The organism is Rhodococcus sp. SORGH_AS_0303 (genome assembly GCF_030819335.1).
Lineage (GTDB): Bacteria > Actinomycetota > Actinomycetes > Mycobacteriales > Mycobacteriaceae > Rhodococcoides.
Genome location: NZ_JAUTBO010000001.1, coordinates 527,345 through 540,001, shown reverse-complemented (window position 1 = coordinate 540,001; position 12,657 = coordinate 527,345). Strand labels below are relative to the sequence as shown.

At 69.8% G+C, this 12,657-nt stretch carries 10 protein-coding genes and 1 pseudogene; 5 read left to right on the top strand and 6 right to left on the bottom strand.

Translation table 11 applies throughout. The annotated features are described in order from the left end of the window. The first annotated feature begins 113 nt into the window (after positions 1–113). Positions 114–1,241, top strand: a complete 1,128-nt coding sequence (locus tag QE449_RS02540) for a DUF3068 domain-containing protein (protein ID WP_222649880.1) — start codon at positions 114–116, stop codon at positions 1,239–1,241. A 47-nt stretch (positions 1,242–1,288) separates the two neighbouring features. On the opposite strand, the gene QE449_RS02535 is transcribed toward QE449_RS02540, so the two are convergent. Genes QE449_RS02535 through QE449_RS02525 form a run of 3 tightly spaced genes read right to left on the bottom strand, consistent with a single transcriptional unit; the run spans position 1,289 to position 4,505 of the window. After that, a complete protein-coding gene (locus QE449_RS02535; RefSeq protein ID WP_307108141.1) occupies positions 1,289–2,266 on the bottom strand; it encodes an alcohol dehydrogenase catalytic domain-containing protein in 978 nt (325 codons plus the stop codon). Between the two features lie 50 nt (positions 2,267–2,316). Next, the gene (locus QE449_RS02530) at positions 2,317–3,279 is read right to left on the bottom strand and encodes a fumarylacetoacetate hydrolase family protein (protein ID WP_307097211.1); all 963 of its coding nucleotides are present in this window, start codon (positions 3,277–3,279) and stop codon (positions 2,317–2,319) included. After that, positions 3,276–4,505 (bottom strand): polysaccharide biosynthesis protein, encoded by a 1,230-nt coding sequence (locus QE449_RS02525; protein ID WP_307108140.1) that lies wholly within the window; start codon positions 4,503–4,505, stop codon positions 3,276–3,278. Before QE449_RS02525 ends, QE449_RS02530 begins: the two co-directional genes overlap by 4 nt. A 6-nt stretch (positions 4,506–4,511) precedes the next feature. Here QE449_RS02525 and QE449_RS02520 point away from each other — a divergent pair, with 6 nt between their 5' ends. Further along, positions 4,512–6,233 (top strand): hypothetical protein, encoded by a 1,722-nt coding sequence (locus QE449_RS02520; RefSeq protein ID WP_307108139.1) that lies wholly within the window; start codon positions 4,512–4,514, stop codon positions 6,231–6,233. Here the strand turns inward: QE449_RS02520 and QE449_RS02515 are convergent. Beyond that, complete coding sequence (locus QE449_RS02515) at positions 6,202–7,449, bottom strand: glycosyltransferase family 4 protein (protein WP_307108138.1); 1,248 nt, start codon at positions 7,447–7,449, stop codon at positions 6,202–6,204. The two genes, QE449_RS02520 and QE449_RS02515, sit on opposite strands and share 32 nt — an antisense overlap. Before the next feature lie 123 nt (positions 7,450–7,572). Here QE449_RS02515 and QE449_RS02510 point away from each other — a divergent pair, with 123 nt between their 5' ends. The 3 genes from QE449_RS02510 to QE449_RS02500 are packed head-to-tail and all read left to right on the top strand — an operon-like array spanning position 7,573 to position 10,187. After that, positions 7,573–8,391: a class I SAM-dependent methyltransferase gene (locus tag QE449_RS02510; protein ID WP_027506181.1), complete on the top strand. Its 819-nt coding sequence runs from the start codon at positions 7,573–7,575 to the stop codon at positions 8,389–8,391. 55 nt (positions 8,392–8,446) lie between these two features. Continuing rightward, positions 8,447–9,256 (top strand): class I SAM-dependent methyltransferase, encoded by an 810-nt coding sequence (locus tag QE449_RS02505; RefSeq protein ID WP_307108137.1) that lies wholly within the window; start codon positions 8,447–8,449, stop codon positions 9,254–9,256. 10 nt (positions 9,257–9,266) lie between these two features. Continuing rightward, on the top strand, positions 9,267–10,187 hold the full coding sequence (locus QE449_RS02500) for an ROK family protein (RefSeq protein WP_307108136.1): 921 nt from the start codon (positions 9,267–9,269) through the stop codon (positions 10,185–10,187). A gap of 42 nt (positions 10,188–10,229) precedes the next feature. Here QE449_RS02500 and QE449_RS02495 read toward each other — a convergent pair. Beyond that, a pseudogene (locus QE449_RS02495) lies at positions 10,230–12,060 on the bottom strand (phosphoenolpyruvate carboxykinase (GTP)). 278 nt (positions 12,061–12,338) lie between these two features. Beyond that, positions 12,339–12,656 (bottom strand): DUF6802 family protein, encoded by a 318-nt coding sequence (locus QE449_RS02490; protein WP_051613439.1) that lies wholly within the window; start codon positions 12,654–12,656, stop codon positions 12,339–12,341. Position 12,657: the final 1 nt, after the last annotated feature.

The following is a 12,657-nucleotide window of genomic DNA, read 5'->3' as shown; positions in this document are numbered from 1 at the left end:
CAGGAGAGTCTGCCGCATCGCACCCGAACTCGGAGCGGCCCAATACGTTAGTGTTCGACCCATCACGGCCGGTATGCACTGACAAGTGCACATGCACAAAGGGGACCTCCAGTATGGCGAACAGATCCACACCGACGCGTGTGATCCCGCCGATCCTCATCGGGCTCGGAGCTTTCTTCCTGATCATCGCGATCCTGATCCCGCTGTACACGGTCGGGCGCCTCGAGAAGACGCCGCTGGACCTCGAGATCACCAGCGTGTCCACCGGCACCGGGTCGGTGCTCGATTCGCGTTCGCTCACAGCGGGTTCCGCCGTCGTGGATCAGAACGTCCCCCTGATCTCCCAGCGCTTCGTCACCACGGAGGAGCCGTCGAACTCCGACGTCATCACCGTGCAGGCCGGCTCGTCGCTGCGACGCACCGATCGACAGGGTGACACCGGTCTGCTCACCGCGACCGTCGACCGCGTGAGCCTGGACCGCGTGTCCTCCATGCCGGTCGACCCGGTCGGATCCATCCAGAGCCAGGCCGACAAGCCGGCCGAGGAAGTGCCGCACACCGGACTGCAGTACAAGTTCCCGTTCGACTCGCAGAAGCAGACCTACCCCTTCTTCGACACCGTGGCCCGCGAGAGCTACGACATGACCTTCGTCGAGGAGACGCAGATCGAGGGCGTCACGGTCTACCACTACACGCAGACCATCCCCGCGGTGGACCTGTCCGCCGTCGTCCCCTCGCCGGCCAACAAGCTCGCTCTCCCCGCGAGCACGTGGGGCGTCGACGGCGGCGCCACGCCGATCACGATGACGCGGTACTACGAGAACACCCGGGACATCTACGTCGAGCCCGTCACCGGCGTCATCGTCAAGGGCCAGGAGGACGTGCACCAGTACTACGCACGCCGCGCCGGAACTCCCGAGGTGGACGTCGTCAAGGCCGTCATCGGCTTCGACGACAACACCGTCACCTACCAGCTCGGTCGCGCACAGGACGGCAAGGACCAGATCGCCCTGATCGGCCGCACCGTGCCGATCGTCGCCGGCGTTCTGGGCGTCATCCTCCTGGCAGTCGGCATCGTGCTGCTCCTGCGCGGCGGCCGCACCACCCGCGGAACACGTCCGGTGGCCGACGGACCCACGACCGGACCTCGTACCTCCGGCGCCGGTTCACCCGCGCCGGACCACGACTGGACGACGGACCGTACCGAGGAGATCCCCCGCACCAACCTCCGCAAGGACTGACTCCTCCGGCCTTCAGGTCATGAATCGGCCGGCCTCCGGCCTTCCCGTCAGGGAAGTAGCAGCGTCACTCCGGCAGACTCACCGAGGGCGTCCAGCGCGAGCTGGGCGTCCTCGAGTCGTCTGCGACCTCCGATCATCGATTCCACGGCGGCGTGCGGGAGGGTGCGCAACAGTTCGGGGTACTCGTGGGCGGCCAGCCCGTGGCTGCCGAGCACGTCGATCTCTCGCGCGATCACCACGTCCATCGACACGTGCCCGCCGCCCGGAAGCAACCCGATCTGCACGTGCCGACCGCGCCGTCGCAGACCCCGGATCGCCTCGTCCGCCAACCCGGCATGCCCGGAGCACTCCAGCGCGACGTGCATGTCGTCGACCGGCGTCTGCACCGCCCGAGCTGCTCCCAGTCGGCGCGCCAGGTCCAGCGCCGAGGTGGAGCGATCCACTGCCGTCACCTCCGCGCCGGCCCCGGACGCGATGATCACCGCGGACAGGCCGAGCCCACCGCACCCGTAGACGGCGACGCGCTCGCCTGCCACCACGCGGGCGCGGCGATGAACCGCCCGCCATGCGGTCGCGTACCGGCATCCCAGAGTGGCTGCCACGTCGAACGACACCTCGTCCGGCAACGCGATCAGGTTGGTCGAGGCATACCGGACGGCGACGAACTCGGCGTACGACCCGTCGTGGGTGAACCCGGGCTGTTCCTGACGGGGACACACCTGGTGGTCGCCGGCAGCGCACGTCGGACACGACCCACACGCACACACGAAGGGGGTGGTGACGCGACGACCGATCCAGTCGCGGTCGACGTCCGCACCCACGGCGACGACCGTTCCCGCGAACTCGTGGCCCGGAACGAACGGCAGTCGCACGTCCCCGTCGTGTCCCTGCCAGGCATGCCAGTCACTCCGGCACACCCCGGTGGCGGCCACCCGGATCACCGCACCGTCGGGAGCCGCGTCGGGACGGTCGATCTCCCGCACGGTTCCCGGTCGGCCGAACTCCTCGATCACCAGTGCACGCATGCACCGACACTACTGTCGAACGACCGGCCTCCGGCCTGCCCGCTACCCAGCTAGGCAGGCTCCGCCACCGTGTTGGTCACCGACCCGATGCGCTCGACCTCGAGGCGCACCACGTCGCCCGGCCGCACCCAGCGGTCGAGTTCCATCCCGCACCCCGACGGCAAGGTCCCGGAGGTCAGCAGCTCGCCGGGGCCGATGCTCTCGGACCTGCTGGCGTAGGCGAGTCCGTCCACCAACGACCACCGGCCGCCTCGTGTCGACGTCTCCGACCACACCTCGCCGTTGACGGTGACGGTGCCGCGCAGATCGGTCAGGTGCGGCAGGACCTCGTCCGCGGTGACCACCTCGGCACTCATGGAACTCCCGAACGTCTTGGTCTTCACGACGGGTCCGAAGGGGCCGTTGCGCTGCTCGTCCCACTGCACGTCGCGCGCGCTGAAGTCGTTGAACACCACGAAGCCGCCGATCGCCGCTTCCGCCTCTGCCGTCGAGGCGCTGACGACGGGCCGGACCACCAGGGCGCCGAACTCGAGTTCGAAGTCCAACAGCTCGGTGTACGCGGGCCACGACATGGGGTCGCCGTCGCCGACGACGGAGAGGTGATTGCCCGTGTAGTAGATCGGGTGCTCGACTGCCGCGGCGCCCGGCCGCAGAGGCGGGAACGGCTTCCGCGCGATCGCCTGGAACGCCTTCGCCAGTGGCACGACGGCGGGCAGGTTGCGCCGCACCATCTGCTCGGCCGCCTGGTGCCAGTGCTGGTCCCACCCCGCGAAGCATCGAAGCGATCGCGGCTCGAACGGCAGGGAGGCGAAGGACGTCGACGCAGTGGCGGTCCCGGCGGTGACGGCCCGGTCCACGAGATCGCGCGCCACGTCGCGAGCACGCTCACCGGCACCGAGGAACTCGACGATTCCGCTCGGAAGTTCCTCTCCACCAGCAGCTCTCAGATCGACCCACGTTCCCGTGGTCTCGTGCAGCACGTCGATCCCCGTCATGCCCCTACGCAGCCTCACGGACCCACCCCCCGGATTCGGTCATCCACCGATCCAAGCACACGGACACGCCCGAGCGCGCTGGTCGAGACCACAACAGATGCGACCGCAGCGCATGCCGCGGCCACGACGACGAGCTCCGTCGCGCTGTCGACGATCGTCAGCACGAGGACGGCCTCGACCAGCAGCACGGTCCACGCCGCCAGCGCCGAGCGCGTGTCGCCGCGGGCCACGGCCGCCAGGAGACCGCACTGCACCACGGCCAACAGCGCGCCCTGCGCGGCGAACAGCCACAGCAGGTACTGCACCGGCGCGTAGTCCGCGCCCATCACCAGCGGAACGATCGGCCCGACGATCGCGGCACCCACCACCACGACGGATCCGACGCCGAGCAGCACCAGCAGGGCGGTGCGGACCGCCGACGCCGACCGACGCGGATCCGCCATCCTCGGGTACAGCACCACGCCGACCGACTGCGGGAGCCAGAAGGCGGCCTTCGCGGCGACGGCGCCGAGCGCGTAGACACCCGCGGCCTCCGGGTCGAGGACGCGTCGGGCGAGCAGGAGGTCGACCGAGGACAACGCGACGATCACGAGTTGGACCTGCGATGCGGCGAGCACGTCACGCCAGGTCCCGGCCGCGGCGGGCCGATCGTGCTCGTCCGTCTGCTCGGCGCGGTCGACGACGATGCGCGCGGCCAGCGCCATGACCGCGGTCCCCACCGCACCCGCGACCAGGGCTGGTCCCACACCTCCGCCCAGCACCAGGGCGGTCACGGCGGGCACCACCTTCGCCAGGCCGCTCGCCGCGAGCACACCGCCGAGGGCACCGAAGCGCGAGTCTCCCTGCAACAGGCCCTGTTCCGTGGCCAGCAGCACGAGGAACGGCGCCGTCACGACGGCCGCCGCCGTGGTCACGACGTCGGTGTGGAGCAGAGCCGCCACGACGGGAGTCGCGACGACGGCGAGACCGGCGACGACCACGGCGTACAGGTGTCCGAGCCTGCGGGAGACAGCCACCGAACGTCCGCGCACCCGGTCACGCGCCACGACGGTCTGCAACGCCAGCGCCGGCACCGCGAGTACCAGCTGGGCGGCGAGCAGCGACGCGAAGACCCCGTAGCCCTGCGGCCCGAGCACACGCCCGGCCGGGAGGTGCAGCAGATACGAGGCGATGTTCGCCGCCATCGACCCCGCCGTCACGATGCTCACCCCGGCCACCACGGTGGAGGTGCGCGCAGGGATCATGCCCTCATGATCGCAGGGTCGAGCAGGACAGCCGGGGCGTGGTCCCTCGCCTGGTCCGTCGTGCTCACCGGTGTCATCCTCGGCCCTCTCCTGCGTGTGCTGCTTCCGGGTGGCGGCCACCTACTGCTGCGTGACGCGGTGTCGACGCCCCGGTCGTATCTCACCGACTCGGCCCTGGGCCTGTCCGACTCGGCGGCGCGTGCGGTTCCCCAGGACGCCGTCGTCGCGGTCGCCACCACGGTCGTCGACGGCGGTGTGCTGGTCGTCGGACTGCTCTCTCTCGCTCTGATCGCCGCCGGGTGGGGCGCCGCGCAGATGACGACGCGAGTGCTCGGCGGCGCCTCGACCGGCCCTCGTCTGGTGGCCGCCACGGTGGCCGTGTGGAACCCCTATGTCGCCGAACGTCTGCTGCAGGGGCACTGGAGCCTGCTCGTCGGCTACGCGGCTCTCCCCTGGACGGTCGTCGCGACCATGACCCTCCGCGACCGCGGTGACCTGCGGTCCGCTGCGCCCCTCGTGCTGTGTCTCGGCATCGCCGGGCTGACCCCGACAGGCGTGCTGCTCTGCGCCGTTCTCGCCGTGGTGGTCCTGGCCGCACCGGGAGGGGCACGCCGCGTACGGCGGCTCGTCGTCGTGGCTGTCACCACGGTGATCGTGTCGCTGCCCTGGCTGGTGGCCACCGCCGTGTCCGGGGCCGGTACCGGCGCCGATCCGGCGGGTGTCGCGGCCTTCGCGGCGCGGGCCGAGCCCGGACTCGGGACGATCGGAGCGCTCGCCGGTCTGGGCGGCATCTGGAACGCCGACGCGGTTCCCGGCAGCCGAACCAGCCTGTTCGCCGTCGTCGGCACCGCCGTGCTGCTCGGCCTGGCCGCCGCCGGACTCCCTCGTCTGCGCCGGACCGCATCGCCCGTGGTCGCGGCGCTCCTGCTCACCGGCGCCGTGTCCGTGGTGCTCGTCGCCCTCGCCGCCACCCCGATCGGGCTCGACGTCGGCCGATGGGCCGCCGAGTCGGTACCCGGTGCCGGGCTGTTCCGGGACGGTCAGAAATGGGTCGCCCTGTGGATGCCGGCACTCGCCCTGAGTGCAGGCGCCGCGGTCGATCGACCCGGTCGCGGCGGGACACGTCCCCGGCTCGCAGCCGTGTCCGCCGCCGCCGCGCTGCTCGTCGTCCTGCCTGATCTGGCATGGGGGGTGCACGGCGCGCTGCGTCCGGTCGACTACCCCGCCGGGTGGTCCTCGGTGATCGACGGTGTCGGACCGTCCGACGCTCTCGTGGCCGTCCTGCCGACAGGTACCTTCCGCCGGTTCGACTGGTCGGGCGAGGCACCGGTCCTCGATCCCGCTCCGAGGCTGCTGGACGCCGATGTGCTCGGCACCGGAGATCTCCCGGTGGGCGGGACGGTCGTCCGGGGAGAGAACACCGTCGCGGGGCGAGTCGAAGGCCTGCTCCTGGCCGGTGCCCCGGCGAGCGACCTCGCCGCACTCGGAGTCGGGTGGATCCTGGCCGAGAGGTCGGCGGGCGAGAGCGGGAACTCCGCACGCACCCTCGCGGGCCTGGAACCCGTGTACGCGGACACCGATCTCACGCTGTACTCACTCGCTGATCCGGCACCTCGTCCACGCTCGGATCGTTTACCGGCGATCGTCGCTCATCTGCTGTGGGCGGCCACCGTCCTGATCGCGGCGTTCGTCACCGTCACGAGAGCGCGTCGCACCCGGACTCGCTGATTCCGGACCGACCGGCCTCCGGCCTACCCGCGACCAGCCCGGACACCGCTCGGCCGTGTACTCGCTCGCGCAGCACCGACTCCACCGCTCGCGCGCACCACGTCCACGAGAACTCCCGGGTCCGCAGCCGCGCCTTCTCCCCGAGCTGCCGACGGAGATCGCCGTCGTCCAGCAGGGTCCGCACCGCGTCGGTCAGTTCGTCGACGTCGGAGTCGCGGCTGAGCCACTCGTCGCCCACCAGGACGCCGGTGACGCCGTCCACCACGGAATCGGTCAGCCCCCGAGAATGCCGGTAGCCGACGGTGGGGACACCGTGCTGAGCTGCCTCGACGACGGCGAGTCCCCACCCCTCCTTCCGGGACGGGAGCACGTGGATCCACGACTGCGACAGGATCTCGTGCTTGCGGGTCTCGGACACGTGACCGTGGAAGGTCACGGCGTCGGCCACGCCACGCGCGCGGGCGTGGTCGCGCAGGTTGTCGTCCCACCACCCACCGCCGATGACGTCGAGGCGCAGGGCGGGCGTCGCATCGCGCAGCGCGGCGACGACGTCGATCGCGTCCTCTATCTGCTTGTGCGGGACGAGCCGGGACAGGACGGCGAGCGTCGGGGCGTCCGCACGCGTGTCCGGATCGCCCACCGCGACGGAACCGGGAATGTCGTCGACACCGTTGCGGACGACGGCCACCCTCTCGCGGTCCACGCCGAGGGCGATCAGCTCGTCCGCCGAGGGAAGCGACACCGTCAGGTACTGCGAGCGTCGATGGACCCGCGGCGACAGCCTGGACTCGATCCACCATCCCAGCCGCGCCATGACCGCACCGGCCACCGGCCATTGTTCGCGGTGACAATGGTGGACCAGCACGGTGACGGGAGCCGCCGTCACGAGTCGTGCGAAGAACGGGATGCCGTTCTGCGTGTCGATCACCGCGTCGGGCTTCAGTCCCGCCAGGGGACCGAATCCGAGCCGCCCGGCGAGGAGCGCTCCGAGTGCTCGCGGATAGACCGTCAGGCGCCCGCCGCCGCGGCTGACGCGCATACCGTCGATCGTGTCCGACGCTGGTGCGCCGGGGTAACCGGCCGTGCGCAGCGTGACCTTGATGCCTCGCGACGCCAGCCCTGCACCCACGTGCTCGAGGTAGCGCTCGCTACCACCGCCCTGTGGATGGCCACTGTCACGCCAACAGAGCAGCAGCACCTCACGTAACTCCGTCATCTGCTGTCACCCCCGTGGCAGTCTTTCATTCGTTCGAACGACACAGAATGGCTGTTTCAGCCCCGAAAAACCGGTAAGTTTCTTTTTCGGGTCGGGAAAACCCACTGCAGTGAGGCTCATGTCATGACGTCCGGGTTGATCGATGGCAACACTCTCGACGGCGTATCTTCCACCACTCTGTACACGCTCCACAATCGGGCCGCCTTCGCCGACGGCCCCGACAAGGTCATCGACGACCCCATGGCGCTGCGCGTCCGCGACGCCATCGAGTACGACTGGTCCAAGTTCGGAACCCCCGTGGCCGCCGCGGCGTTGCGTGCCCGCACCTTCGACTCCGCGGTGAGTGCGTACCTCGCCTCGCGGCCCCACGCCTCCGTCGTCGCGCTGGGCGAGGGATTGCAGACGGCGTACTGGCGACTCGGGCGGCCGGACACCACGTGGTACTCCGTGGACCTCGAACCGGTCATGGAGCTTCGTGCCCGCGTTCTGCCGCGCGAGGACCGGATCGTTCCCGTCGCGGCCTCCGCGTTCGATCTGACCTGGGCCGACGGCATCGACCCCGAGCCGGGCGTCTTCGTCTCCGCAGAGGGACTGCTGATGTACTTCGACGAACCCACCGCGATGGATCTGATCACCAGGTGCGCCGAGCTCTTCCCCGGTGGCGGCATGATCTTCGACTCCATTCCCGAGTGGTTGTCTCGCAAGACCGTCGCAGGGGTCAAGCTGACCGAGCACTACACGATGCCGGCCATGCCCTTCAGTATGACGTCGAGCCGTGGGCGTTCGCTCGCCGACGAGATCCCGGGCGTCGCCTCGGCGACCGATGTCCTGTTCCCTGCACACAAGGGCGCGTGGAAGTTCAACTCCATGCCGCTGGTGGCCGACAGCCCGCTCTTCCGCAACCGACGCACCTCCGTCACTGTGCTGCGCTTCGCCCCCTGACCCGCGGGCCGTGAGCCCCGCGAGCCAGGTCGACCGGGCGCTACAGTCTCCACTCGTGCCCACGTCTCCCGTCACCGCCGGACTCGCTCGACGGGCCACCCTTCGACGGTCACTCTCGCTCGTGTCGGACTTCCGGTTCGAGCAGTCCGATCCCGCACGCTTCTACGGGGCGCTGGCTCGCGACACAGCGATGCTGATCGACGACCTGTGGACCGGGGCGACCGGAACGACTCTCGACGGACTGACGGTGCTCGACGTCGGCGGCGGACCCGGCTACTTCGCCGACGCCTTCGCCGACGCGGGCGCCCGCTACGTCTCCGTGGAACCGGATGCCTCGGAGATGCACGCCGCGGGGCTCGACGCCCGCGGGTCCGTCCGAGGATCCGGTACCGCGCTGCCCGTCCGCTCGGACAGCGTCGACATCTGCCTCTCCTCCAACGTCGCGGAGCATGTCCGCCACCCGTGGATCATGGCCGAGGAGATGCTGCGCGTGACGCGGCCCGGCGGACTGGTGGTGTTGTCCTACACGATGTGGTGGGGCCCGTTCGGCGGGCACGAGACCGGACCGTGGCACGTGTTCGGCGGCGAGCGCGCCGCTCGCCGCTACGCGCGCGTGCACGGCGCCGAACCGAAGAACCGCTTCGGAGTGTCGCTGTTCCCGATCCGCGCCTCGCACGGATTGCGCTGGGCTGCAGAGACTTCGGGCGGCGAACTCCTCGCGGCCTTCCCGCGGTACCACCCGCGCTGGGCGTGGTGGTGTGTCCGCGTCCCCGGATTTCGCGAGCTGGCGGTGAGCAACCTCGTGGTCGTGCTCCGCGCGCACTCCGCGGCCGACCGCGGACTCGGGACCACGCTCGCCCGTTAGGGTGGCGTGAATGACGACGACCGAGAGAACATCGCTCGCACTCGACATCGGTGGCACCAAGTTCACTGCCGCGGTGGTGGGTGCCGACGGACGACCGCAGGACCCCGTCGTCGTTCCGACCCCCACCGAGAACGTCTGGGCGGCGTGCGAGGAGCTTCTCCTCTCGGTGGTGTCCGCGGCAGGGGTCGAGTTCCAGGACATCGGGGCCGTCGGTATCGCGTCGGCCGGGCCCGTGGACACCGTTGCCGGCACCGTGGCGCCGATCAACATCGCGGAGTGGTACGAGGGCTTCGGGCTCGTGGAGGCCGTCCGCGGCGTGGTTCCGAACGCCACCGTGACCCTGGCACTCGACGGTGCGTGCGCGGCCCTGGCCGAGCATCGTTTCGGGGCCGCCCGCCACGTGCAGAACGTGCTGGGCATGGTGGTGTCGACCGGCATCGGCGGCGGCCTGGTCCTGGGCGGCGAGATCGTTCGCGGCCACAGCGGCAACGCCGGGCACGTGGGACACATCGTTGTCCCCGGATCCATCGAACCCTGCACCTGCGGCGGGGTCGGCTGTGTCGAGACGGTCGCCAGCGGCCCGAACGCGGTCCGTTGGGCCCGCGAGAACGGCTGGGACGGTACCACCGGCATCGACCTCGCCGAGTCGGCCCGCGCCGCCGACCCGGTGGCGGTCGCTGCGCTCCAGCGGGCCGGCGTGGCGCTGGGACAGGCGATCGCGTCCGCCGCGGCGCTGCTCGACATCGAGACGGCCGTCCTCGGCGGTGGCTTCAGCGCGGCCGGCCCGGCGCTGTGGAACCCCATCCGCGAGACCGTCGCGTTGCACGCCCGGCTCGGCTTCCTCGAGTCGTTCACGGTGGTCCCCGCTGCCCTCGGGGCCGTCGGGACTCTCACAGGAGCGGCCGCACTGGTCACCCCGAGACAGCACTGACGCCCGCCCCCGTGATCGGGAGCGGGCGTCAGTGGTGGTGCATCAGGAGTTCAGGCGCTGCTTGAGAGCGTCGAACTCGTCCTGGATGCCGGTGGGGAGCTTCTCGCCGACGAAGTCGAACCATTCCTCGATGAGCGGGATCTCCTTCTTCCACTCGTCGACGTTCACCGCGAGCGCCTCGGCCACATCGGCCGTGGCGACGTCGAGTCCGTCGATGTCGAGCGCGTCGGCGGTGGGCACCACACCGATGGGCGTGTCGACACCGGCGGCCTTGTGCTCGATGCGCTCGACGATCCACTTCAGCACGCGGGAGTTCTCACCGAATCCGGGCCACAGGAAGCGCTTGTCGTCGCCGCGGCGGAACCAGTTGACGTAGAACACCTTCGGGAGCTTGGACTCGTCGGCGTTCTTGCCGAGGTCGATCCAGTGCTGGAAGTAGTCGCCGACGTTGTAGCCGAGGAACGGCAGCATCGCCATCGGGTCGCGGCGGATGGTGCCGACGGTTCCCTCGGCCGCTGCTGTCTGCTCGGAACCGACGGTGGCGCCCATGAACACGCCGTGCTGCCAGTCGCGAGCCTCGGTGACCAGAGGAACGGTGGTCTTGCGACGGCCACCGAAGAGGATCGCCGAGATCGGCACACCCTGCGGGTCGTCCCACTCGGGCGCCATGGACGGGCACTGGGACATCGGCACGCAGTAGCGCGAGTTGGGGTGCGCCGCATTGCTGTCCGAGTCCGGCGTCCAGTCCTTGCCGGTCCAGTCGATCAGGTGCTGGGGGTCACCCTCGAGGCCCTCCCACCAGACGTCGCCGTCGTCGGTCTGCGCGACGTTGGTGAAGACGGCGTTGCCCTGATCGATGGTGCGCATCGCGTTGGGGTTCGAGTCCCAGTTGGTACCGGGCGCGACACCGAAGAAGCCGAACTCCGGGTTGACCGCGTACAGCCGGCCGTCCTTGCCGAAGCGCATCCACGCGATGTCGTCACCGATGGTCTCGGCGCGCCAGCCCGGAATGGTCGGCTGGATCATCGCGAGGTTGGTCTTGCCACAGGCGGACGGGAACGCCGCGGCGATGTAGTACGCCTTGTCCTCCGGCGAGATGAGCTTGAGGATCAGCATGTGCTCGGCCAGCCAGCCCTCGTCGTGGGCCATGGCCGACGCGATACGCAGCGAGTAGCACTTCTTGCCCAGCAGCGCGTTGCCGCCGTAGCCGGAGCCGTAGCTCCAGATCTCGCGGTCCTCGGGGAAGTGCGAGATGTACTTGGTGTCGTTGCACGGCCACGGGACGTCCTGCTGACCCTCGTCGAGCGGCGGCTCCGAGCGAGTGCAGAGCCTTGACGAAGAAGCCGTCGTCCCCGAGCTTCTCGAGCACCTTCGCGCCCATGCGCGTCATGACGCGCATGGAGACGACGACGTACTCGGAGTCGGTGATCTCGACACCCAGCTTGGGGTCGTCGGCCTCGAGCGGGCCCATGCAGAACGGGATGACGTACATGGTGCGACCGCGCATGCATCCGCGGTAGAGATCGCGCATCGTGCCGCGCATCTCCTCCGGGTCCATCCAGTTGTTGGTGGGACCGGCGTCGATCTCCCGAGTGGAGCAGATGTAGGTCCGCGACTCGACGCGCGCCACGTCGGACGGGTCGGAGTTGCCCAGGAACGAGTTGGGCTTCTTCTCGGCGTTCAGCCGAGTGAACGTCCCCGCGTCGACCAACTGGTCGGTGAGGCGGTTCCACTCCTCGTCCGAACCGTCAGCGAAGACGATCCGGTCGGGCTGGGTCAGCTCGGCCACGTCACGTACCCAGGCCAGCAGGCCTGCATGCGTCGTGGGCGGCGTGCCGTCGGTTCCGTTGAGACCCGGAATGGTCGCGGTCATCTTGTCTCCTGGGGTGGTGCAGGAACGTGTGGCCGTCACCGCCTCGGTCCGTCGATCGGCGCCGAACCGAAGTGCGTGAGCGAACCATGGGTTCCCAGTGGGCGGGGTAGTCCCGTGACCTTCGATCGACAGATCGCAGGGCCCCGAGTGTCCTGGACCTAGAGGTTAACGCTGTGAAGAACGGCCAGGGCACTCGGGGCATGTCCGTTCCGTCACAAAACCGATTCAGTGACCTGGCCGTAAAGCGCACTATGTCAGGACATTTGGTGTCTATCGCGTCACAGCGAGCCGCGCTCTGACGCACGCCAGACGGCGTCGGGACCGTCCGCGAGGTCGGTGGAGGACACCCACACGGTGTAGTCGCCGTCGGCCTCGAAGACCGTCGCACGGTCGACGTCGCCGTCACCGTCGAGATCGCTGAGAACCGTCATCTCCGTCGCACTCCGATGGAATGCCGACGCGTGGACGTCGGACAGACCTCCGTGCAACACCGCCGTGTCGGCGGTGCCGTCCCCGTCGAGATCGAGGGCAGGGTCGAACCCGTCGTCCGCGACACCCGGCCCGTCCGGGTCGAACGATCCCGACCACTCGGCCATC

Coding starts and splice junctions, on each gene's coding strand:
- QE449_RS02540 (WP_222649880.1), top strand. CDS start 114: ATGGCGAACAGATCCACACCGACGCGTGTGATCCCGCCGATCCTCATC.
- QE449_RS02510 (WP_027506181.1), top strand. CDS start 7,573: ATGACGTCCGGGTTGATCGATGGCAACACTCTCGACGGCGTATCTTCC.
- QE449_RS02520 (WP_307108139.1), top strand. CDS start 4,512: ATGATCGCAGGGTCGAGCAGGACAGCCGGGGCGTGGTCCCTCGCCTGG.
- QE449_RS02500 (WP_307108136.1), top strand. CDS start 9,267: ATGACGACGACCGAGAGAACATCGCTCGCACTCGACATCGGTGGCACC.
- QE449_RS02490 (WP_051613439.1), bottom strand. CDS start 12,656: ATGGCCGAGTGGTCGGGATCGTTCGACCCGGACGGGCCGGGTGTCGCG.
- QE449_RS02525 (WP_307108140.1), bottom strand. CDS start 4,505: ATGATCCCTGCGCGCACCTCCACCGTGGTGGCCGGGGTGAGCATCGTG.
- QE449_RS02535 (WP_307108141.1), bottom strand. CDS start 2,266: ATGCGTGCACTGGTGATCGAGGAGTTCGGCCGACCGGGAACCGTGCGG.
- QE449_RS02515 (WP_307108138.1), bottom strand. CDS start 7,449: ATGACGGAGTTACGTGAGGTGCTGCTGCTCTGTTGGCGTGACAGTGGC.